The organism is Pseudomonas sp. 43mfcvi1.1 (genome assembly GCF_900115935.1).
Taxonomy (GTDB): Bacteria; Pseudomonadota; Gammaproteobacteria; order Pseudomonadales; family Pseudomonadaceae; genus Aquipseudomonas; species Aquipseudomonas bijieensis.
Genome location: NZ_UETT01000005.1, coordinates 304,745 through 326,424 on the forward strand (window position 1 = coordinate 304,745; position 21,680 = coordinate 326,424).

Genomic DNA, 21,680 nt, shown 5'->3' on the forward strand with positions numbered 1-21,680 from the left:
TCGTGTTCGAGAGCGCCTCCCTTGTTGCAGAACATTCGTGTCGTCCTGGTCAATACCAGCCATCCGGGTAACATCGGCGGAGCTGCGCGGGCCATGAAGAACATGGGCTTGTCGCGGCTGGTGCTGGTCGAACCGCGCCTGTTTCCCCATCACGAGGCCGATGCCCGTGCCTCCGGCGCCGGCGACATCCTTGCCAATGCCCAGGTCGTCGCCACCCTCGAAGACGCCTTGGTGGGGTGCAACCTGGTGCTCGGCACCAGCGCCCGCGACCGCCGCATTCCGTGGCCGCTGCTCGACCCCCGCGAATGCGGGACCAAAGTGGTCGAGGAAGCCGCGCAAGGCTTTGAAATCGCCCTGGTGTTCGGTCGTGAAGACTCCGGCCTGACCAACGACGAGCTGCAGCGATGTCACTTTCACGTGCATATCCCTTCCGACCCCGAGTTCAGTTCCTTGAACCTCGGGGCGGCGGTGCAGGTGTTGAGCTATGAAGTGCGCATGGCCTGGCTGGCGGCTGAAGGGCAGCCCAGCAAGGTCGAAAAAACCGAAGTCACGTCGCCGCGCAGTGAGACAATGGCGACCATGGACGAGCTGGAGCGATTCTATGAGCACCTGGAGCAGACCCTGGTGGACATCGAGTTCCTCGACCCGGAAAAGCCGCGACACTTGATGGCGCGCCTGCGTCGGTTGTACGGACGAAGCTCGGTGAGCCGAGCGGAGATGAATATATTGCGCGGCATCCTCACGGAAACCCAGAAGGCGGCCCGTGGCGAGCTGATTAAGCGGAAGAAATAAAATGTTCGAACGTTTGCGTGAAGATATCCAAAGTGTTTTCCATCGTGACCCGGCGGCGCGCAATGCCTTTGAAGTGCTGACCTGCTATCCCGGGATGCACGCGATCTGGATCCATCGTTTGTCCGGCGCCTTGTGGAATATGGGCTGGAAGTGGCTGGCGCGGCTGGTGTCGAATTTCGGCCGCTGGCTGACCGGGATCGAGATCCATCCCGGGGCTAAGGTCGGTCGCCGGTTCTTCATCGACCACGGCATGGGCATCGTCATCGGCGAAACCGCCGAGATCGGCGATGACGTGACCCTGTATCAGGGCGTGACCCTCGGCGGCACCAGTTGGAACAAGGGCAAGCGCCACCCGACCCTGGAAGACGGCGTGGTGGTGGGCGCCGGCGCCAAGGTGCTCGGGCCGTTCACGGTAGGGGCGGGGGCGAAAGTCGGTTCCAACGCCGTGGTCACCAAGGCGGTGCCGCCTGGCGCGACCGTGGTCGGTATTCCGGGGCGGATCATCGTCAAGTCCGATGACGAGCAAGACGCCCGGCGCAAGGCCATGGCCGAGAAAATCGGCTTCGACGCCTACGGTGTCGGCGAAGACATGCCCGACCCGGTGGCCCGAGCCATCAACCAGTTGCTCGATCACCTGCAAGCCGTCGATGGGCGCCTGGAGGGGATGTGTGGGGCCCTGAAGGAGCTGGGGAGTAATTACCGTGCCAAGGATCTGCCTGAACTGCGCGAGGAAGATTTCGCGTGTGTGAAGGACAAGGATGAGACTCAGGCCAGCTGAGCCGAGGCGCCTGCATCGCGGGCAAGCCTTGCTTCCACAAAACCTTGCCCCACAGGAGTCCTGTTTCGCAGGCGTCCTGTGGGAGCAAAGCTTGCTCGCGATGAACGATAACGCGGTATAGCTGGTCGTTAGTCGCCTACCTTTGCTATCATGCGCGCGCTCTTTCGCGGGTAAACCCGAGTAACCCACTAGGTCTTATACTTGACTTAAATACTCGGGAATTGCATACTCGCCCCCATTCCGAACTCCGTGGTAATTGTCCATGCGACTGACTACAAAAGGCCGATACGCCGTGACCGCGATGCTGGATCTGGCATTGCACGCGCAGCACGGGCCGGTGTCCCTGGCCGATATCTCCGAGCGCCAGGGCATTTCCCTGTCTTATCTTGAGCAGCTGTTCGCCAAGCTGCGCCGTAGCAACCTGGTTTCCAGCGTTCGCGGCCCGGGTGGCGGCTACCAGCTGTCGCGCGACATGCAGGGCATCCAGGTTGCCCAGGTGATCGATGCGGTGAACGAATCGGTCGATGCGACCAAATGCCAGGGCCTTGGCGACTGCCATGGCGGCGATACTTGCCTGACCCACCACTTGTGGTGCGACCTCAGCCTGCAGATCCACGAATTTCTGAGCGGTATCAGCTTGGCTGACCTTGTAACTCGCCGTGAGGTGCAAGAAGTAGCCCAGCGTCAGGACCAGCGCCGTTGCAATAGCAAGGCGCCGCACCTGGACAAGATTGAAGCGTCCGCCGTCGAATGACCGCCGCAGAGCAAGCGGAACGCCAGCCAGCCTGATTTAGGAGAGAGTCCATGAAATTGCCGATTTACCTTGATTACTCCGCGACCACCCCGGTTGATCCGCGTGTCGCGCAAAAAATGAGTGAATGCCTGCTGGTCGACGGAAACTTCGGTAACCCGGCGTCCCGTTCCCACGTGTTTGGCTGGAAAGCCGAAGAGTCGGTCGAAAACGCCCGTCGCCAGGTCGCCGACCTGGTCAACGCCGACCCGCGTGAAATCGTCTGGACCTCCGGTGCCACCGAGTCCGACAACCTGGCAATCAAGGGTGTCGCGCACTTCTATCACACCAAGGGCAAGCACCTGATCACCTCCAAGATCGAGCACAAGGCTGTCCTGGACACCATGCGCCAACTGGAGCGTGAAGGCTTCGAAGTCACCTACATCGAACCGGGTGAAGACGGCATCATCACTCCAGCCATGGTGGAAGCCGCGCTACGCGACGACACCATCCTGGTTTCGATCATGCACGTGAACAACGAAATCGGCACCGTCAACGACATCGCGGCCATCGGCGAACTGACCCGTTCCAAGGGCATCCTGTTCCACGTCGACGCGGCGCAGTCCACCGGCAAGGTCGCGATCGACCTGTCGCAGCTGAAAGTCGACCTGATGTCGTTCTCCGCCCACAAGACCTACGGTCCTAAAGGCATCGGCGCCCTGTACGTCAGCCGCAAGCCGCGCGTTCGCCTCGAAGCGACCATGCACGGCGGCGGTCACGAGCGTGGCATGCGTTCCGGCACCCTGGCGACCCACCAGATCGTCGGCATGGGCGAAGCCTTCCGCGTGGCCAAGGAAGACATGGCTGCGGAGAACGTGCGCATCAAGGCCCTGAGTGACCGTTTCTTCAAGCAGGTCGAGCACCTGGAAGAGCTTTACGTCAACGGCAGCATGATCGCCCGCGTACCGCACAACCTGAACCTGAGCTTCAACTATGTTGAAGGCGAGTCGCTGATCATGGCACTCAAGGATCTGGCCGTGTCGTCCGGTTCGGCGTGCACCTCGGCATCCCTTGAGCCTTCGTACGTACTGCGCGCCCTGGGCCGCAACGACGAACTGGCCCACAGCTCGATCCGCTTCACCTTCGGCCGCTTCACCACCGAAGAAGAAATCGATTACGCCGCGCAGAAAGTCTGCGAGGCCGTCACCAAGCTGCGCGCTCTGTCGCCGCTGTGGGACATGTACAAAGACGGCGTCGACATTTCGAAAATCGAGTGGGCGGCGCACTGAAGAAGTCGCCACCAGAGCGACTCACTGATGAGGATTGAAGCAAATGGCATATAGCGAAAAGGTCATCGACCACTACGAGAACCCGCGCAACGTCGGCAAGATGGACGCGCAGGATCCTGATGTTGGCACCGGCATGGTCGGCGCCCCGGCGTGCGGCGACGTCATGCGCCTGCAGATCAAGGTCAACGAGCAAGGCATCATCGAAGATGCCAAGTTCAAGACCTATGGTTGCGGTTCCGCCATCGCGTCCAGCTCCCTGGCCACCGAGTGGATGAAGGGCAAGACCCTTGATGAAGCCGAAACCATCAAGAACACCCAGCTGGCTGAAGAACTGGCCCTGCCGCCCGTGAAGATCCACTGCTCGGTACTCGCCGAAGACGCCATCAAGGCCGCCGTTCGCGATTACAAGCAGAAAAAAGGCTTGATCTGATCTGTGCACAGGTAAGGAGTTTCCATGGCTATCCAGATGACAGAAGCGGCAGCTAAGCATGTGCAGCGCTCCCTCGCGGGGCGCGGCAAGGGCGAGGGTATCCGCCTGGGTGTTCGCACCACAGGCTGTTCTGGCCTTGCCTACGTGCTGGAATTCGTCGACGAAGTGGGCGAAGACGATCAGGTATTCGAGAGTCATGGTCAGAAAGTGATCATCGACCCGAAAAGCCTGACGTACCTGGACGGCACCGAGCTGGATTTCGTCAAGGAAGGGTTGAACGAAGGCTTCAAGTTCAACAACCCCAACGTGCGCGGTGAATGTGGCTGCGGCGAAAGCTTCAACATCTGAGGCGGCTTGTGGGTACTCCTTGTCATTTTGCTTTGTTCCAGATGCAGCCTGCGTTCCAGCTGGATCTCGACCAGTTATCCGCGCGTTACCTGGAATTGGCCCGTGGTGTCCACCCGGACCGTTTTGCTGATGCCTCCGAAGCTGAACAGCGGCGGGCGCTCGAGCAGTCTGCGAACCTCAACGAGGCCTACCAGACGCTCAAGAGTCCTGCCAAGCGCGCGCGTTACCTGCTCGCCATCAGCGGCCATGAGCTGCCCCTGGAAGTCACGGTCCACGATCCCGAGTTTCTTTTGCAGCAGATGCAATGGCGCGAAGAGCTCGAAGACCTGCAGGACAGCGCCGACCTGGCCGGTGTCGCGGTATTCAAGCGCCGCTTGAAAGACGCCCAGCACACATTGAACGAAAGCTTCGCAGCCTGCTGGAACGATGCCGCGCAACGCGAACAGGCCGAACGCCTGATGCGGCGCATGCAGTTCCTCGACAAGCTCACCTATGAAGTGCGCCAGCTCGAAGAGCGCCTCGACGATTAACCCAGTGCCGCTCCGGTCGCACGCCTGATTACAGATAAGTCCTGATTACGATGGCCCTACTGCAGATCGCCGAACCCGGCCAAAGTCCACAACCGCACCAGCGTCGCCTGGCTGTCGGGATCGACTTGGGTACCACCAATTCCCTGGTCGCTGCCTTGCGCAGCGGTCTTTCCGAACCGTTGGCCGACGAGCAGGGGCGGGTGATCCTGCCTTCCGCCGTGCGTTATCACGCCGATCGCGTCGAAGTGGGCGAGTCGGCCAAGCTGGCCGCCGCTACCGATCCGCTGAACACCATTGTCTCGGTCAAGCGCCTGATGGGTCGTGGTCTGTCCGACGTCAAGCAATTGGGCGATCAACTGCCGTACCGCTTCGTTGGCGGCGAATCCCACATGCCGTTCATCGAAACCGTGCAGGGCCCGAAAAGCCCGGTAGAGGTTTCCGCCGATATCCTCAAGGTGTTGCGCCAGCGTGCCGAAGCGGCGTTGGGCGGTGAGCTGGTGGGCGCGGTCATTACCGTCCCGGCCTATTTCGATGACGCCCAGCGCCAAGCCACCAAGGATGCCGCCAAGCTGGCCGGCTTGAACGTGCTGCGCCTGCTCAACGAGCCGACCGCCGCTGCGGTGGCGTACGGCCTCGACCAGCACGCCGAAGGCCTCGTAGCTATCTACGACCTGGGCGGCGGTACCTTCGATATCTCTATTCTGCGCCTGACCGGCGGAGTCTTCGAAGTCCTGGCTACCGGTGGCGACAGTGCCCTGGGCGGCGATGACTTCGATCACGCCATTGCTGGCTGGATCATCGAGCAAGCGGGCCTGTCCGCCGATCTCGATCCGGGTGCCCAGCGTCACTTGCTGCAAACCGCCTGCGCGGCCAAGGAAGCCTTGACCGACGCTGCGAGGGTTGAAGTCGTCTACGGCGACTGGAAAGCCTCGCTGACCCGTGAAGCCTTCGATGCCCTGATCGAACCCATGGTCGCCCGCAGCCTCAAGGCTTGCCGCCGGGCCGTGCGCGATTCCGGCGTGGAGCTGGAAGACGTCAAGGCCGTGGTCATGGTCGGTGGTTCAACCCGCGTGCCTCGGGTTCGCGAAGCCGTTGCCGAGGCCTTTGGCCGCCAGCCGCTGACCGAAATCGACCCAGACCAAGTGGTCGCCATCGGCGCCGCGATCCAGGCCGATACCCTCGCCGGTAACAAGCGCGATGGTGGCGAGCTGCTGTTGCTCGACGTGATTCCGCTGTCCCTGGGCCTGGAAACCATGGGCGGCCTGATGGAAAAGGTGATTCCACGCAACACCACCATCCCCGTTGCCCGCGCCCAGGACTTCACTACTTATAAAGACGGCCAGTCGGCGATGATGGTCCACGTGCTGCAAGGCGAGCGTGAACTGATCAGCGACTGCCGTTCCCTGGCGCGCTTCGAATTGCGCGGCATCCCACCGATGGTGGCCGGTGCGGCGAAGATTCGCGTGACCTTCCAGGTCGATGCCGATGGCCTGCTCAATGTCTCCGCTCGCGAACTGGGTTCGGGCGTCGAGGCGAGCATCCAGGTCAAGCCGTCCTACGGCCTGACCGACGGCGAAATCGCCAAGATGCTCAAGGATTCCTTCCAGCACGCCAGCGATGACAAGGTGGCCCGCGTGCTGCGCGAGCAGCAGGTCGACGCCCAGCGCCTGATCGAAGCCGTGCAAGGTGCCCTTGAAGCCGACGGCGAGCGCTTGCTCGACGCCGAAGAGCGCATGGTCATCGAGCTGCAAATGCAGGAACTGTCCGAATTGATCAAGGGCACCGATGGTTATGCCATCGAGCAGCAGACCAAGCGTCTGTCGCAAGTCACCGATGCCTTTGCTGCCCGCCGCCTGGACTCGACGGTGAAAGCCGCCCTGGCGGGGCGCAACCTGAATGAAATCGAGGAGTAACTGATGCCGCAGGTGATTTTTCTGCCCCACGAGAAGTTCTGCCCGGAGGGCATGGTCGTGGAGGCTGAGCCCGGGATTTCCATTCTCGAGCTGGCCCATGAGCATCACATCGAGATGGAAAGTGCCTGTGGTGGCGTCTGTGCATGCACCACCTGCCATTGCATTATTCGCGAGGGCTTCGATTCGCTGGAAGAAGCGGATGAGCTGGAGGAAGATTTCCTCGATAAGGCCTGGGGCCTGGAAGCCCAATCGCGGCTGGGCTGCCAAGCCATCGTCGGTACCGAAGACCTGACCGTCGAAATCCCGAAATATTCGCTTAACCATGCGGCTGAAGCGCCGCACTGATGGTGACACTGTCATGAGCTATGGTTGGAATGATGTACAACGCATCGCAGAAGAACTGGCCGAAGCCAAGCCGGACGTGAATCCGCTGACTGTGAATTTTGTCGATTTGCAGCGCTGGATCATGGAGCTGCCCGATTTCGACAATACCTCTGGCCGTTGTGGCGAGAAGGTCTTGGAAGCGGTCCAGACGCTCTGGATCGAAGAAATCGACTGATCTACCTGGCAGGTTAGGCAATACCCCTGAACCCGCGTATAATTCGCGGGTTTAATTTTTCGCAAATTACCGTTTCTGGAGTTACACCATGGCTGTTCAACGTACTTTCTCCATCATCAAGCCTGACGCCGTTGCTAAAAACGTGATCGGCAAGATCGTTACCCGTTTCGAAGACGCTGGCCTGCGCGTTGTAGCTTCGAAAATGAAGCAACTGTCCAAAGCCGAAGCCGAAGGCTTCTACGCTGAGCACAGCGAGCGCGGTTTCTTCGGTGAACTGGTTGCCTTCATGACTTCCGGTCCGGTTGTCGTTCAGGTGCTGGAAGGCGAAAACGCTATCGCTCGCAACCGTGAGCTGATGGGCGCTACCAACCCTAAAGAAGCCGCTGCCGGTACCATCCGCGCTGACTTCGCCGAGTCGATCGACGCCAATGCCGTCCACGGTTCGGACTCCGAAGCCGCTGCCGCTCGCGAAATCGCTTACTTTTTCTCCGCTACTGAAGTAACCACTCGCTAAGCCCAGGCTTTTGAGTGAAGGTGAATCCATGACTACATCGAACGGCAAAACCAACCTGTTGGGCCTGACCCAGCCGGAAATGGAGAAATTCTTCGACTCGATCGGGGAGAAGCGTTTCCGTGCCGGCCAGGTGATGAAATGGATTCACCACTTTGGCGTCGACGACTTCGACGCCATGACGAATGTCGGCAAGGCCCTGCGCGAAAAGCTCAAGGCTGTTGCCGAGATTCGCGGCCCCGAAGTGGTCAGCGAGGACATCTCCAGCGACGGCACCCGTAAGTGGGTGGTGCGCGTGGCGTCCGGCAGCTGCGTCGAGACCGTCTACATTCCCCAGGGCAAACGCGGCACCTTGTGCGTTTCGTCCCAGGCAGGCTGTGCCCTGGATTGCAGTTTCTGCTCCACCGGCAAGCAAGGCTTCAACAGCAACCTCACCGCCGCCGAAGTGATCGGCCAGGTGTGGATTGCCAACAAATCCTTTGGCAGCGTCCCGGCGACCGTCGACCGTGCCATCACCAACGTGGTGATGATGGGCATGGGTGAGCCGCTGCTGAATTTCGACAACGTCATCGCCGCCATGCACCTGATGATGGATGACCTGGGCTATGGCATCTCCAAGCGCCGGGTGACCCTGTCCACCTCGGGCGTGGTGCCGATGATCGATGAGCTGGCCAAGCACATCGACGTCTCCCTGGCGTTGTCGCTGCACGCACCCAACGACGCATTGCGTAACCAATTGGTGCCGATCAACAAGAAGTATCCGCTTAAGATGCTGCTGGAGTCGTGCCAGCGCTACATGTCGTCCCTGGGCGAAAAGCGCGTGCTGACCATCGAATACACGCTGCTCAAGGACGTGAACGACAAGGTCGAGCACGCGGTCGAGATGATCGAGTTGCTCAAGAACATCCCGTGCAAGATCAACCTGATCCCGTTCAACCCGTTCCCGCATTCCGGTTACGAGCGTCCGAGCAACAACGCGATTCGTCGCTTCCAGGATCAGCTTCACCACGCTGGCTTCAACGTCACCGTGCGCACCACCCGCGGCGAAGACATCGACGCCGCTTGTGGCCAATTGGTAGGACAGGTGCTGGATCGCACCCGTCGCAGCGAGCGCTACATTGCCGTGCGTGAGTTGAACGCCGCGGACGATGCGGTGCAAAACGCTGCGAACAGTCACTAAGAGAGGAACTCTATGTCCCTGCGCTTCGCGCTCGTTTTGCTGTTGGCCGGCCTTTGTTCCGGTTGTGTCCTGTCGGGTGACTACAACCCGATGAAGACCAGCAAAGGGCGCGACGAGGCACGTGTGGCCTATGTGCAACTGGGCATTGGTTACTTGCAGCAGGGCATGACCGAGCGGGCCAAGGTCCCGCTCAAGAAAGCCCTGGAGCTGGACAGTTCCGACGCCGATGCCAATGCGGCCCTGGCCCTGGTGTTCCAGGCCGAGATGGAGCCGGAACTGGCTGACGAACATTTTCGCAAGGCGCTGTCGGCCCGGCCTCAGGATGCACGGATCCTGAACAACTACGGCAGTTTTCTTTACGAGCAGAAACGCTACAAGGAAGCCTACGAGCGCTTCGAGCAGGCTGCCGCCGACACCCTTTATCCTGAGCGCTCGCGGGTTTTCGAAAACCTCGGCATGACGGCTGCGCAGCTCGGCCAACGCGACCTGGCGCGCCAGCAGTTGGAAAAAGCGCTGCGGCTCAACCGCCAGCAACCGCGGGCACTGCTGGAAATGGCTGAGTTGTCTTACGAAGACAGGCATTATGTGCCCGCACGTGACTACTACGAGCGTTTTAGCCTGCTGAGCGAGCAAAATGCACGTAGTCTATTGCTCGGCGTTCGGCTGGCACATGTGTTTGAAGATCGCGACAAGGCTGCAAGTTACGGCCTGCAACTCAAAAGACTCTATCCCGGTACGCCGGAATATCAGCAATACCTGTCGGAGCAATGATGAAAGCGGCGCATCCCGAAGTTGTAGCAGCGACTCGCGTAAATCCCGGTGAGACCCTGCGTCAAGCCCGCGAAAGCAATGGTTGGTCGCTGGCCGAAGTGGCCCTCAAGCTCAATCTCACCGCGGCTTCCCTGGGCAACCTGGAAGCGGGCGCGTTCGACAAGCTGCCGGGGCATACCTTCGCCCGGGGCTATATCCGTGCCTATGCCAAATTGCTCGGCATGGACCAGACCGTGCTGGTCCAGCAATTCGATCAATACACCGGTTCCGATGCCCAGGGCAGCAGCGTGCACAGCCTGGGTCGCATCGAAGAGCCGGTTCGCGTTTCCCACACCATTTTGCGAATCGTCAGCCTGTTGCTGCTGATCGCGGTGATTGGTGGTGGTTTTGTCTGGTGGCAGGACCAGGCTTCCTTGCGCAACAAGGAGCCGGTCGCCTTGAACCCTGAGCATGTCGAGGTCGAGGGTGCCGACGGCACCACCCAGATCCATCCGCTGGACGAGCCGGAAGACCAGGCGGTCGTCGAAGGCCAGACCGAAGGCGAAACTGCCCTGGCGTTGCCACAGAGCCCGGATGCCGCCGATGCCGAGGCGGGCGCCGAGCCGGCTGTCCCAGCCCCTGCGCCGACGGCACCCACAGCGCCAGCTGCACCGGGCACCGGCAGCGCACCGATTGCCACGACACCTGCCGCACCGACCGCGCCAGCGCCAAACGTCGCAGCGCCGACGACCCACACCGCGCCAGCCGCGCCAGTCGTTCCGGCAGCGCCAGTGGTTCCGGTAGCACCTGCCGCGGGTGAAGGCCAGGTACAGATTCAGTTTGTCGCCGACTGCTGGACGCAGATCACCGACGGCAACGGCAAGGTGCTGTTCAGTGGCCTCAAGCGCAAGGGCGACAGCACTTCCATCAACGGCAAGCCACCCTTTGCCGTACGCCTGGGTTATGCCCGTGGCGCGCAGGTCAGCTACAACGGCCAGCCGGTCGATGTGGCTCCGTTCACCAGTGGCGAGACCGCTCGCCTGAAGTTGGGTCAATAAGTCATGCACGGCGAATCTCCAATCAAGCGTCGCGAATCCCGGAAGATCTGGGTCGGTAACGTGCCCGTGGGCGGCGATGCGCCTATCGCTGTGCAGAGCATGACCAACAGCGACACCAATGACGTGGCCGCCACGGTCGCGCAGATCAACCGCCTGGAAGCCGCCGGTGTCGACATCGTGCGGGTATCGGTGCCGGACATGGACGCCGCCGAGGCGTTCGGCAAGATCAAGCAATTGGTCAAGGTCCCCCTGGTGGCCGACATCCACTTCGACTACCGCATCGCCCTGCGTGTGGCCGAATTGGGTGTCGATTGCCTGCGTATCAACCCGGGCAACATCGGTCGCGAAGACCGTGTCCGTGCCGTGGTGGATGCCGCCCGCGACCGGGGCATTCCGATCCGCATCGGCGTGAACGCCGGTTCCCTGGAAAAAGACCTGCAAAAGAAATACGGCGAACCGACCCCGGCGGCGCTGGTGGAGTCTGCCCTGCGCCATGTCGAGCACCTGGAGCGCCTGAATTTCCAGGACTTCAAGGTCAGCGTGAAGGCGTCCGACGTGTTCATGGCCGTCGAAGCCTACCGCCTGCTGGCCAAGGAAATCGTCCAGCCGCTGCACCTGGGCATCACCGAAGCCGGTGGGTTGCGTTCGGGCACGGTGAAATCCGCCGTCGGCCTCGGTATGCTGCTCGCCGAAGGGATTGGCGATACCATCCGCATCTCGTTGGCGGCCGACCCGGTCGAGGAAGTGAAAGTCGGCTACGACATTCTCAAGTCCCTGCACCTGCGTTCCCGTGGAATCAACTTCATCGCCTGCCCGAGCTGCTCGCGGCAGAACTTCGATGTGGTCAAGACCATGAACGAGCTGGAAGGGCGCCTCGAAGACTTGCTGGTGCCGCTGGATGTCGCGGTGATCGGTTGCGTGGTCAACGGGCCGGGCGAAGCCAAGGAGGCCCATATCGGCCTGACTGGCGGCACACCGAACCTGATTTACATCGACGGCAAGCCGTCGCAGAAACTGACGAATGACAATCTGGTGGATGAGCTGGAACGGCTGATTCGCCAGAAAGCGGCCGAAAAGGTCGAAGCCGACGCCGCAGTGATTGCGCGTGGTTGAGTCGAACGAATTTAAGGATTACCTGTGAGCAAGTCCCTGCAAGCCATTCGTGGCATGAACGACATCCTGCCCGAGCAGACGCCCCTGTGGCGCTATTTCGAGGGCACCGTGGCGCGTTTGCTGGATAACTACGGTTACCGGCAGATCCGTATGCCGATCGTCGAGTTCACCGAGCTGTTCAAGCGTTCCATCGGCGAAGTGACCGACATCGTCGAAAAAGAGATGTACACCTTCGACGATCGCAACGGCGATTCCCTGACCCTGCGCCCCGAAGGCACAGCGGCGTGCGTGCGTGCGGTGCTCGAACACGGCATCACCGGCGGCGGCCAGGTGCAGAAACTCTGGTACATCGGCCCGATGTTTCGTCACGAGCGCCCGCAGAAGGGCCGTTATCGCCAGTTCCACCAGATTGGTCTCGAGGTGTTCAACCTCGAGGGGCCGGACATCGACGCCGAGCTGATCGTCATGACCTGGCGTCTGTGGGGCGAGCTGGGGCTGCGCGACGCGGTCAAGCTCGAGCTCAACAGCCTGGGTACCAGCGAGTCCCGTGGCCGCTACCGCGAGGCATTGGTGGAGTTTCTTTCCGCCCACCTGGACAAACTCGACGAAGACAGCCAGCGCCGTCTGAAGACCAATCCGCTACGCGTGCTCGACACCAAGAATGCCGAGACCCAGGCGGTCCTGGTCGATGCGCCGAAAATGGCCGACTACCTTGACGACGAATCCCGTGCGCACTTCGAGGGGCTGAAGGCACGCCTGGACGCCGTTGGCATTCCTTACGTGATCAACCCCAAGTTGGTTCGCGGGCTGGATTACTACAGCAAGACCGTCTTCGAATGGGTCACCGACAAGCTCGGCGCCCAGGGCACCGTGTGTGCCGGTGGCCGCTACGACGGGTTGGTGGAACAGATGGGCGGCAAGCCGACCCCGGGCGTGGGCTTTGCCATGGGTATCGAGCGGCTGGTGTTGATGCTCGAAGCCCTGGACAAGGTGCCTGAAGAGCTTTCCCGCCAGGTCGACGTCTACCTGTGCGCCTTTGGCGAGGCCGCCGAACTGGCAGCCCTGGCCTTGAGCGAGCGGATCCGCGACCAGTTGCCCAACCTGCGCCTGCAGATCAACGCCGGCGCCGGTAGCTTCAAGAGCCAATTCAAGAAGGCCGACAAGAGCGGTGCGCTGTACGCACTGATCCTCGGTGACGACGAACTGGCCCAACAAGTGGTAGGTTTCAAACCCCTGCGTGGCCAGGGCGAACAACAAAGCATTGCCTGGGATGCGCTTGCTGCACACCTGGCCACCTGCGTCGTGCAGGGTTGAAGCTGTCAAACAGCCGATTTAGCGATTAAGGAGTATTGGGGTGTCGAGTACCGAAGATGAACAGCTGGCGGATTTGAAGGACTGGTGGACGCGCAACGGCAAGCCGCTGGTCACTGGCGGCCTGTTGGCGCTGGTCATCGTGTTCGGCTGGCAGGCCTACCAGAAATACCAGAGCAACCAGTCGCAAGGCGCCTCGGTGCTCTACCAGCAATTGCTGGAAACCACCCTGACCCCGGACGGCAAGCCTGACGCGGCCCGCGTGGCGGACCTGGCCGGCAAGCTGGACAAGGAATTCGGCGGCACCGCCTACGCGCAGTACGGTCGCCTGTTCGTGGCCAAGGTGGCGGTGGACAGCGGCAAGCTGGACGACGCGGCCACCGAGCTCAAAGGTATCGTCGACAAACCGGCCAACCCGACCCTGGGCGAAGTGGCGCGTCAGCGCCTGGCGCAGGTGCTGGCGGCACAGAACAGGGCCGAAGACGCCCTGAAACTGCTTGACGGCGATGCCGACAAGGCGTTCCTGGCGACCCGCGAAGAACTCAAGGGCGACCTGCTGGTGCAGCTGGGTCGTGCCGATGAGGCCTATGCGGCCTACCAAAAAGCCAAGGCTGCGCTGTCGGATGAAGCCGCAGTCGGTGGCCTGCAAATCAAGCTGGACGACCTGGCCAAAGGGGATGCGTGACGTGATCCGTTGGAAACATGCAGCATTGCTGGCCCTGGCCATTCTGGCCGCGGGTTGCAGCAGCAACAGCAAGAAAGAACTGCCTCCGGCCGAGCTGACCGACTTCAAAGAAGAAGTCGTGCTGCAGAAGCAGTGGAGCCGTTCCATCGGCGATGGCCAGGGTGAAACCTACAACATGCTGGTGCCGGCTATCGATGGCGACACCATCTATGCAGGCGACGTCACCGGTGTGGTGATGGCGATGGATCGCAGCAACGGCGACGTCAAATGGAAGAAAGATCTTGAACTGCCTGTTTCCGGCGCCGTTGGCGTGGGTTATGGCCTGGTCATGATCGGCACGCTCAAGGGCGAGATCGTCGCCCTGGACGCGAGCAGCGGTGAAGAGAAATGGCGCGCCCGCGTGACCAGTGAAGTGCTCGCACCGCCGGCCACCAACGGTGACGTGGTCGTGGTCCAGACCCAGGACGACCGTCTGATCGGCCTGGATGCCGCTACCGGCAACCAGCGCTGGTTGTATGACAGCACCCCGGCGGTCCTGACCCTGCGTGGCACCAGTGCGCCAGTCGTCACCAACCGCCTGGCGGTGGCTGGCTTGTCGACCGGTAAAGTGGTTGCCCTGGATATTTCCAATGGCGTGCCGGTGTGGGAACAGCGCGTGGCGATCCCGCAAGGTCGTTCGGAGCTGGAGCGTGTGGTCGACATCGACGGCGGCTTGCTGCTGTCCGGCGGCACGCTGTACGTCGCCAGCTACCAGGGCCGTGTTGCGGCACTGGACCTGGAAAGCGGTCGTCCGCTGTGGCAGCGCGATGCGTCCAGCTACGCCGGTGTCGCCCAAGGCTTTGGCAGCGTCTACGTGAGCCTGTCCTCGGGCACCGTCGAAGGCGTTGACGAGCGTTCCACCACCGCACTGTGGAGCAACGACTCCCTGGCCCGTCGTCAACTGTCGGCCCCGGAAGTGTTCTCCAGCTACGTTGCAGTGGGTGACCTGGAAGGTTACCTGCACCTGCTCAGCCAGGTGGACGGTCGTTTCGTCGGCCGTGAGCGCATCGACAGCGACGGCCTGCGTGCCCGTCCGCTGGTGGTGGGCAACATGATCTATGTGTATGGCAACAGCGGCAAACTGGAAGCCCTGACCATCAAGTAAGACTATGCTTGGGGCTAATCCCCCAAGCGGCCTTGTTCACAAGGTTTGCAGTGCTTGCCCAGACTGCCCCGAGCACCAGCCGCTGCCTCGCAGCGGCTTTTGTATTTTCTGAAATAACGAAGTGGAGAGCCGCATGGTTCCCGTAATCGCCCTGGTGGGCCGACCGAACGTCGGCAAGTCCACCTTGTTCAATCGCCTGACCAGGACTCGCGACGCCATCGTCGGCGACTTGTCCGGTCTGACCCGTGATCGCCAATACGGTGAGGCCAAGTGGCAAGGGCGTACCTATATTCTGGTCGACACCGGCGGCATCTCCGGTGATGAACACGGCATGGACGAAAAAATGGCCGAGCAGTCGCTGCTCGCCATCGAAGAAGCCGATGTGGTGCTGTTCCTGGTAGACGCCAAGGCCGGTTTTACCGCCGCCGACCAGATGATCGCCGAGCATTTGCGCAAACGTAACAAGCGTTCCTATGTGGTCGCCAACAAGGTCGATAACATCGACCCGGACATGGCTCGCGCCGAGTTCGCCCCGTTGGGCATGGGTCAGGCGATCCCGATCGCCGGTGCCCACGGCCGTGGTATCACCCAGATGCTGGAAATCGCTCTGGAGAGCTTCCCGAAGGACGACGTGGAAGAACCGGAAGAGGGCGAGGAAGAGATCGTTGCCGAAGGCGAGGAAGCCAAGCGCATTCCGGGCCCGAGCGAAAAAGACGGGATCAAGATCGCCATCATCGGCCGCCCGAACGTGGGCAAGTCGACGCTGGTCAACCGCATGCTCGGTGAAGACCGGGTCATCGTCTACGACCAACCTGGCACCACCCGTGACAGCATCTACATTCCCTTCGAGCGTAACGAAGAGAAGTACACGCTGATCGACACGGCCGGTGTGCGCAAGCGCGGCAAGATCCACGAAGAAGTCGAAAAGTTCTCCGTGGTCAAGACCCTGCAGGCGATCAAAGACGCCAACGTGGTGATCTTCGTGATGGACGCCCGCGAGGGCGTGGTCGATCACGACCTCAACCTGCTGGGCTTCGCCCTGGAAGCCGGTCGTGCGCTGGTCATCGCGATCAACAAGTGGGACGGCATGACGCCGAGCGAGCGGGATTTCGTCAAGGTCGAATTGCAGCGTCGGCTGTTCTTCGTCGACTTCGCCGACATCCACTTCATCTCGGCCCTGCACGGTACCGGCGTGGGCAACCTCTATGCGTCGGTGCAGAACTCGTTCAAGTCGGCGGTCACCCGTTGGCCGACCAACCGCCTGACCCAGATCCTCGAAGACGCGGTAGGCGAGCACGCGCCACCGATGGTCAACAACCGCCGGATCAAGCTACGTTACGCCCACTTGGGTGGTGCCAACCCGCCGATTATCGTGATTCACGGTAACCAGATCGAGAAGGTGCCCAAGTCGTACGTCCGCTACCTGGAAAACACCTATCGCCGCGTCCTGAAGCTGGTCGGCACGCCGATCCGCATCGAGTTCAAGGGCGGTGAGAACCCGTATGAAGGCAACAAGAACACGCTCACCGACCGCCAGGTCAACAAGAAGCGCCGCTTGATGTCGCACCACAAGAAGGCTGACAAGAAGCGTCGCGACAAGCGCTGATCCAGTCTGGATCTGAAAGTTGGGATGTTGATCTGTGGGAGCAAGGCTTGCCCGCGATGACCGCGCCGCGGTGTAACAGCTGAACCGCGTTATCGTTCATCGCGGGCAAGCCTTGCTCCCACAGGCATGAGTATTCAGCATGAAAAGGGTGCCCTGTGTGGCACCCTTTTTCATGCCCGGCGATTGGGCTATCCTCGAGCTCTCCCGCGCCGCACCTGAGCCGGGTGCAGACCAGGGAACCCTCGATGATCACCAGCAAGTTGCCGAATGTCGGCATCACTATTTTCACCCAGATGTCCCAGCTCGCCGCGCAGACCGGCGCGCTCAATCTGTCCCAGGGGTTTCCCGATTTCGATGGTCCGCAGGCCCTGCGCGATGCAGTTGGCCGGCACATTGCTCAAGGTCATAACCAATACTCGCCCATGACCGGCTTGCCGGCGCTGCGCGAGCAGATCGCGGCGAAGATTGCCCGCAGTTATGGCGTCAGCGTCGATGCCGATCAGGAAGTGACCGTGACCCCCGGCGCGACCCAGGCGATTTTCTGTGCCATTGCGGCCGTTGTGCACAGCGGCGACGAAGTGATCGTCTTCGACCCCAGCTACGACAGCTACGAACCTGCCGTGCAATTGGCTGGTGGGCGTTGCGTGCACGTGCCATTGGGCCTGGATGACTTCGCCATCGATTTTGAAAAGCTCGGCCAAGCCCTGAGCCCGCGCACGCGGATGATCATTCTCAACAGCCCCCACAACCCCAGCGGCGCCCTGATCAGCCACACTGAACTGGACCAGTTGGCGGCGCTGATTCGAGACCGCGACATTTACCTGGTCAGCGACGAGGTCTACGAACACCTGGTGTTCGACGGCGTCGCCCACGCCAGCGTCCTGGCCCATGAGGAGCTGTACCGGCGCGCCTTCGTGGTCAGTTCGTTCGGCAAGACCTACCACGTCACCGGTTGGAAAACCGGCTACGTGGTGGCGCCAGCGGCCCTGACGGCGGAACTGCGCAAGGTGCACCAGTACGTCAGCTTCTGCGGCGTGACGCCGTTGCAATACGCCCTGGCCGACTACATGGCCGAACATCCGGAACACGTCGATGAACTGCCGGACTTCTACCAGGCCAAGCGCGACTTGTTCTGCGATCTGCTGGCGCCGTCGCGGTTCAGCTTCAAGCGGGTGGCCGGCACTTATTTCCAGTTGGTGGATTATTCGCAAATCCGTCCGGACCTGAACGACGTCGACATGGCGGTGTGGATGACCCGCGAGCACGGCGTGGCAACGATTCCAATCTCGGTGTTCTACCAGAACCCACCACAAGGCCAGCGCCTGGTGCGCCTGTGCTTTGCCAAGCGCGAGGAGACGCTGCGCGAAGCGGCGGAAAAACTATGCGTGATCTGAGCACATTGCCCGACCTCAATATCGCCTTGGTCCAGACCACCTTGGCCTGGCACGACCGCCGGGCCAACCTGGAGCATTTCGAAGGTTTGCTGGAGCAGGCGCGTGGCGCGGACCTGATTATCCTGCCGGAGATGTTCACCACGGGCTTTTCCATGGAGTCCGAGACCTTGGCGGAAGCGGAGAACGGCCCGACACGCCAATGGCTCAAGGCCCAAGCCGCGAAGCTGGATGCGGTGATCACCGGCAGTGTGATCATCCAGGCCGCTGACGGCAGCCATCGCAATCGCCTGCTCTGGGCGCGGTCGGACGGTGAGGTGCTGCATTACGACAAGCGTCATCTGTTTCGCATGGCGGGGGAACACAATCACTACACGCCGGGTGACCGCCAGGTGCTGTTCGAACTCAAGGGCTGGCGCATTCGTCCGCTGATCTGCTACGACCTGCGCTTTCCGGTGTGGAGCCGCGATGCCGAGGACACCGACCTGCTGCTGTACACCGCCAACTGGCCCGGCGCGCGGCGTATGCACTGGAACCGGCTGCTGCCGGCCCGGGCGATCGAGAACCTGTGCTACGTGGCGGCGGTCAACCGCATCGGCACCGACGGCAAGGGTTTTGCCTACACCGGTGATAGTCAGGTGCTGGATTTCCAGGGCGAGACCCTGCTCAGCGCCGGCGAGGCCGATGGGGTGTTCACGGTGTGTTTGAAGGCGGCGGACCTGGCGGCCTATCGCACGCGGTTTCCGGCGAACCTGGATGCCGATCGCTTCGAATTCACGAATTGAAACGATTCAGCCTCAAGGAGCAGTGTTGCGTGCCGATAACCGGTCAGCCAAGGAGAGAAGTCCCTATGACCAGTATCAGCGCAACCACCGTAAACCCTTACCCATTGTCAGCCCCTAAAGTCTCCATTCGCGGGGCTGAAGAGGAGAAAGCGGTCAGTCCAGTGGCATCGGCTGACAGCAGCGAAGACAAGGACAAGAAGCTGGAAGTCGACACCAGCGGCGCGAATATCGCAGGTGCGGGCGGCAGCAGTGGCAGCGGCGATGTTATCGAACAACTGAAGAAGCAGATCGAGCAGACCGAGAAGTTGCTGGCCGAACAGCAAGCTCAGCTGGCTCGGGTACAAAAAAGCCGGGCTGATGAGGAGCAGAAAGCCCAGGAAACCATGGCGATTCAGACCCAGATCATGGCGACCCAAGCGACTTTGCAGACCTTGCAGGCCGCGCTGTTGCAGGCGATGACCGTTTCGATCGATACCCATGCCTGACATCTCGGTTGCCTGAGAGGCCGCCATCGCGAGCAGGCTCGCTCCCACAGGGAGTCTGAGGTGGGCACAGGATTTCGGCCCCACTGAAGATCCAGTGTGGGAGCGAGCCTGCTCGCGATGAGGTCGGAACAGCCAGCGCAATAACATCAGCCAAACAAAAGGCCCCGAGGTTCACACCCCGGGGCCTTTTGTATTTCATCGGTGGATCAGGCCGCCTTGGCCTCTGGCTGGCTCAGCGATCGGTTCAGCGCGCTGAACAGCGCCTTGAAGCTCGCCGTGGTGATGTTTTCATCGATCCCCACGCCGTGCACCGCACGCTCGCCGTTGACCCGCAGTTCGATGTACGCCGCCGCCTTGGCATTGGTGCCGGCGCCGATGGCGTGTTCGTTGTAGTCCATGATCTCCACCGGAATTGGCAGCCCGGCCACCAGCGCTTCCAGCGCGCCGTTGCCCTTGCCGCGCCAGTGCAGGTTGGTCTCGCCCTGGCCTTTGCTCGCCACTTCCACTTCCACGGCGCTGTGGCCGTTTTCTTCCTGCAGGCGATGGCTGACCAGCGCGTACGGGGTGTTGGCTTGCAGGTACTCGCTGTGGAGCAGGGCGTGGATCTGCTGGGCAGTCATTTCCAGGCCCAGGCGATCGGTTTCGCGCTGCACCACCTGGCTGAACTCGATCTGCATGCGACGCGGCAGGCTGATGCCGTATTCCTGTTCCAGCAGGTAGGCGATACCGCCCTTGCCGGACTGGCTGTTGACGCGAATCACCGCCTCGTAGCTGCGGCCGATGTCGGCCGGGTCGATCGGCAGGTACGGGACTTCCCACAGGGTGTCCGGTTTCTGCTGGGCAAAACCTTTGCGAATGGCGTCCTGGTGCGAGCCGGAGAACGCGGTGTGAACCAGGTCGCCAACGTACGGATGACGCGGGTGCACCGGGATCTGGTTGCATTCCTCGACCACTTTGCGCACGCCGTCGATGTCGGAGAAGTCCAGCTCAGGGTCGATGCCCTGGGTGTAAAGGTTCAGTGCCACGGTCACCAGGTCGACGTTACCGGTGCGCTCGCCGTTACCGAACAGGCAGCCTTCGACACGGTCGGCGCCGGCCATCAGGCCCAGCTCGGTGGCGGCCACGCCGGTGCCACGGTCGTTGTGGGTGTGCAGGCTGATGAGCACGCTGTCACGACGAGTGATGTTGCGGTGGAACCACTCGATCTGGTCGGCGTAGATGTTCGGGGTGGCGACTTCCACGGTGGCGGGCAGGTTGAGGATCACCTTGCGCTCGGGCGTCGGGTTCCACACTTCGATCACCGCGTCGCAGACTTCCTTGGCGAACTCCAGCTCGGTGGCGCTGAAGGTTTCTGGCGAATACTCGAACTGCCACTGGGTTTCCGGCTGCTGCGCGGCGTATTTGACGAACAGCTTGGCCGCGTTCACCGCGATTTCCTTCACGCCTTCCTTGTCCTGGTTGAACACAATGCGGCGGAACGACGGGCAGGTGGCGTTATACAGGTGGACGATGGCTTTTTTCGCGCCGCGCAGGGACTCGAAGGTACGGGCGATCAGGTCTTCACGGGCCTGGGTCAGCACCTGGATGGTGGTGTCGTCCGGGATGTGGCCTTCTTCGATGAGAGTGCGCACGAAGTCGAAATCGGTCTGCGAAGCGGCTGGGAACGACGCCTCGATTTCCTTCACGCCCACCGCGACCAGGGTTTTCCAGAAGCGCAGCTTCTTGACCGCGTCCATCGGCTCGATCAGCGACTGGTTGCCGTCGCGCAGGTCGGAGCTGCACCAGATCGGCGCGGCGGTGATGGTCTTCGACGGCCAGGTGCGATCCGGCAGGTTGATGGTCGGGAAGGCGCGGTATTTGGAAGACGGGTCTTTGAGCATGCTCATGGGGAAATCCTTATTGTCGTGGCCGGAAAAAGGCGGCCTGCCGGTGGTTCGAATGGGGTGGCTTCGCAGCCGGGACGAGGTGCCGCGATTCAGCCCGGCAGTCGTGCGCTGACGAGGCACAGGCTGCGGTGCTGGCGAAGCTGGATGAGGGTGTGAGAGGTTTTCATGCCCTCAACCCTAACCGCGTGAGGGGCGGATCGCAAGCAGTCGGAAAAAATTGAGAGAAGTTCTGTTTTTGCGGAGGTTTGCGAGATTTAATCGCTCATATCTCGAATATTTGTCTTGTGAATTGCGTTGATGTTTAGAGCTTGGCAATTCCTGGAGTCGCGGTGATATGGCTGCCGTCATCGCGAGCAGGCTCGCTCCCACAGGGATTTCTGTTGGGCACAATGTTGTATTTACAAGA

At 61.4% G+C, this 21,680-nt stretch carries 23 protein-coding genes; 22 read left to right on the forward strand and 1 reads right to left on the reverse strand.

Annotated elements, in window-relative coordinates:
• Positions 1-21: 21 nt before the first annotated feature.
• The 22 genes from trmJ (at position 22) to DTP52_RS12420 (ending at position 19,388) form a co-directional block, all read left to right on the forward strand.
• Complete coding sequence (trmJ, locus tag DTP52_RS12315; RefSeq protein WP_109753613.1) at positions 22-792, forward strand: tRNA (cytosine(32)/uridine(32)-2'-O)-methyltransferase TrmJ; 771 nt, start codon at positions 22-24, stop codon at positions 790-792.
• A gap of 1 nt (position 793) precedes the next feature.
• Positions 794-1,570, forward strand: coding sequence for a serine O-acetyltransferase (cysE, locus tag DTP52_RS12320; protein WP_109753614.1), 777 nt, complete (start codon positions 794-796; stop codon positions 1,568-1,570).
• 262 nt (positions 1,571-1,832) lie between these two features.
• On the forward strand, positions 1,833-2,324 hold the full coding sequence (gene iscR / locus DTP52_RS12325; RefSeq protein ID WP_003185160.1) for a Fe-S cluster assembly transcriptional regulator IscR: 492 nt from the start codon (positions 1,833-1,835) through the stop codon (positions 2,322-2,324).
• 50 nt (positions 2,325-2,374) lie between these two features.
• Positions 2,375-3,589, forward strand: a complete 1,215-nt coding sequence (locus tag DTP52_RS12330; protein ID WP_109753615.1) for an IscS subfamily cysteine desulfurase — start codon at positions 2,375-2,377, stop codon at positions 3,587-3,589.
• A gap of 43 nt (positions 3,590-3,632) precedes the next feature.
• Positions 3,633-4,019, forward strand: coding sequence for a Fe-S cluster assembly scaffold IscU (gene iscU / locus DTP52_RS12335; protein ID WP_003185157.1), 387 nt, complete (start codon positions 3,633-3,635; stop codon positions 4,017-4,019).
• Positions 4,020-4,043: 24 nt separating this feature from the next.
• Entirely contained in the window at positions 4,044-4,367 is a 324-nt protein-coding gene (gene iscA, locus DTP52_RS12340; protein ID WP_030139597.1) for an iron-sulfur cluster assembly protein IscA, read from the forward strand.
• Positions 4,368-4,375: 8 nt separating this feature from the next.
• The gene (hscB, locus tag DTP52_RS12345; RefSeq protein WP_003197997.1) at positions 4,376-4,897 is read left to right on the forward strand and encodes a co-chaperone HscB; all 522 of its coding nucleotides are present in this window, start codon (positions 4,376-4,378) and stop codon (positions 4,895-4,897) included.
• 50 nt (positions 4,898-4,947) lie between these two features.
• Complete coding sequence (hscA, locus tag DTP52_RS12350) at positions 4,948-6,810, forward strand: Fe-S protein assembly chaperone HscA (protein WP_109753616.1); 1,863 nt, start codon at positions 4,948-4,950, stop codon at positions 6,808-6,810.
• Between the two features lie 3 nt (positions 6,811-6,813).
• Positions 6,814-7,155: an ISC system 2Fe-2S type ferredoxin gene (gene fdx, locus DTP52_RS12355; protein ID WP_092402602.1), complete on the forward strand. Its 342-nt coding sequence runs from the start codon at positions 6,814-6,816 to the stop codon at positions 7,153-7,155.
• A 13-nt stretch (positions 7,156-7,168) separates the two neighbouring features.
• Entirely contained in the window at positions 7,169-7,369 is a 201-nt protein-coding gene (iscX, locus tag DTP52_RS12360; RefSeq protein ID WP_109753617.1) for a Fe-S cluster assembly protein IscX, read from the forward strand.
• Positions 7,370-7,457: 88 nt separating this feature from the next.
• On the forward strand, positions 7,458-7,883 hold the full coding sequence (ndk, locus tag DTP52_RS12365; RefSeq protein ID WP_042727994.1) for a nucleoside-diphosphate kinase: 426 nt from the start codon (positions 7,458-7,460) through the stop codon (positions 7,881-7,883).
• A 28-nt stretch (positions 7,884-7,911) separates the two neighbouring features.
• Positions 7,912-9,060 (forward strand): 23S rRNA (adenine(2503)-C(2))-methyltransferase RlmN, encoded by a 1,149-nt coding sequence (gene rlmN / locus DTP52_RS12370; RefSeq protein WP_109753618.1) that lies wholly within the window; start codon positions 7,912-7,914, stop codon positions 9,058-9,060.
• Positions 9,061-9,072: 12 nt separating this feature from the next.
• Positions 9,073-9,831 (forward strand): type IV pilus biogenesis/stability protein PilW, encoded by a 759-nt coding sequence (gene pilW, locus DTP52_RS12375; RefSeq protein ID WP_109753619.1) that lies wholly within the window; start codon positions 9,073-9,075, stop codon positions 9,829-9,831.
• The gene (locus DTP52_RS12380; protein WP_109753620.1) at positions 9,831-10,868 is read left to right on the forward strand and encodes a RodZ family helix-turn-helix domain-containing protein; all 1,038 of its coding nucleotides are present in this window, start codon (positions 9,831-9,833) and stop codon (positions 10,866-10,868) included. The genes pilW and DTP52_RS12380 overlap by 1 nt, the downstream gene beginning before the upstream one ends.
• Before the next feature lie 3 nt (positions 10,869-10,871).
• The gene (gene ispG, locus DTP52_RS12385; protein WP_003185136.1) at positions 10,872-11,981 is read left to right on the forward strand and encodes a flavodoxin-dependent (E)-4-hydroxy-3-methylbut-2-enyl-diphosphate synthase; all 1,110 of its coding nucleotides are present in this window, start codon (positions 10,872-10,874) and stop codon (positions 11,979-11,981) included.
• Positions 11,982-12,005: 24 nt separating this feature from the next.
• Entirely contained in the window at positions 12,006-13,295 is a 1,290-nt protein-coding gene (gene hisS / locus DTP52_RS12390; protein WP_109753621.1) for a histidine--tRNA ligase, read from the forward strand.
• A gap of 40 nt (positions 13,296-13,335) precedes the next feature.
• Positions 13,336-13,977: a tetratricopeptide repeat protein gene (locus tag DTP52_RS12395; RefSeq protein WP_109753622.1), complete on the forward strand. Its 642-nt coding sequence runs from the start codon at positions 13,336-13,338 to the stop codon at positions 13,975-13,977.
• On the forward strand, positions 13,970-15,121 hold the full coding sequence (gene bamB, locus DTP52_RS12400; RefSeq protein ID WP_109753623.1) for an outer membrane protein assembly factor BamB: 1,152 nt from the start codon (positions 13,970-13,972) through the stop codon (positions 15,119-15,121). Before DTP52_RS12395 ends, bamB begins: the two co-directional genes overlap by 8 nt.
• A 133-nt stretch (positions 15,122-15,254) precedes the next feature.
• Positions 15,255-16,727 carry a ribosome biogenesis GTPase Der gene (gene der, locus DTP52_RS12405; RefSeq protein WP_063322847.1) on the forward strand — a complete coding sequence of 491 codons (1,473 nt, stop codon included), beginning with the start codon at positions 15,255-15,257 and terminating at the stop codon, positions 16,725-16,727.
• A 245-nt stretch (positions 16,728-16,972) separates the two neighbouring features.
• The gene (locus tag DTP52_RS12410; RefSeq protein WP_109753624.1) at positions 16,973-18,121 is read left to right on the forward strand and encodes a pyridoxal phosphate-dependent aminotransferase; all 1,149 of its coding nucleotides are present in this window, start codon (positions 16,973-16,975) and stop codon (positions 18,119-18,121) included.
• Positions 18,109-18,903, forward strand: coding sequence for an amidohydrolase (locus DTP52_RS12415; RefSeq protein ID WP_109753625.1), 795 nt, complete (start codon positions 18,109-18,111; stop codon positions 18,901-18,903). The genes DTP52_RS12410 and DTP52_RS12415 overlap by 13 nt, the downstream gene beginning before the upstream one ends.
• Before the next feature lie 65 nt (positions 18,904-18,968).
• Positions 18,969-19,388 carry a hypothetical protein gene (locus DTP52_RS12420; RefSeq protein ID WP_109753626.1) on the forward strand — a complete coding sequence of 140 codons (420 nt, stop codon included), beginning with the start codon at positions 18,969-18,971 and terminating at the stop codon, positions 19,386-19,388.
• A 206-nt stretch (positions 19,389-19,594) separates the two neighbouring features.
• Here the strand turns inward: DTP52_RS12420 and leuA are convergent, their stop codons facing one another.
• Positions 19,595-21,274 (reverse strand): 2-isopropylmalate synthase, encoded by a 1,680-nt coding sequence (gene leuA, locus DTP52_RS12425; RefSeq protein WP_109753627.1) that lies wholly within the window; start codon positions 21,272-21,274, stop codon positions 19,595-19,597.
• Between the last annotated feature and the right edge of the window lie 406 nt (positions 21,275-21,680).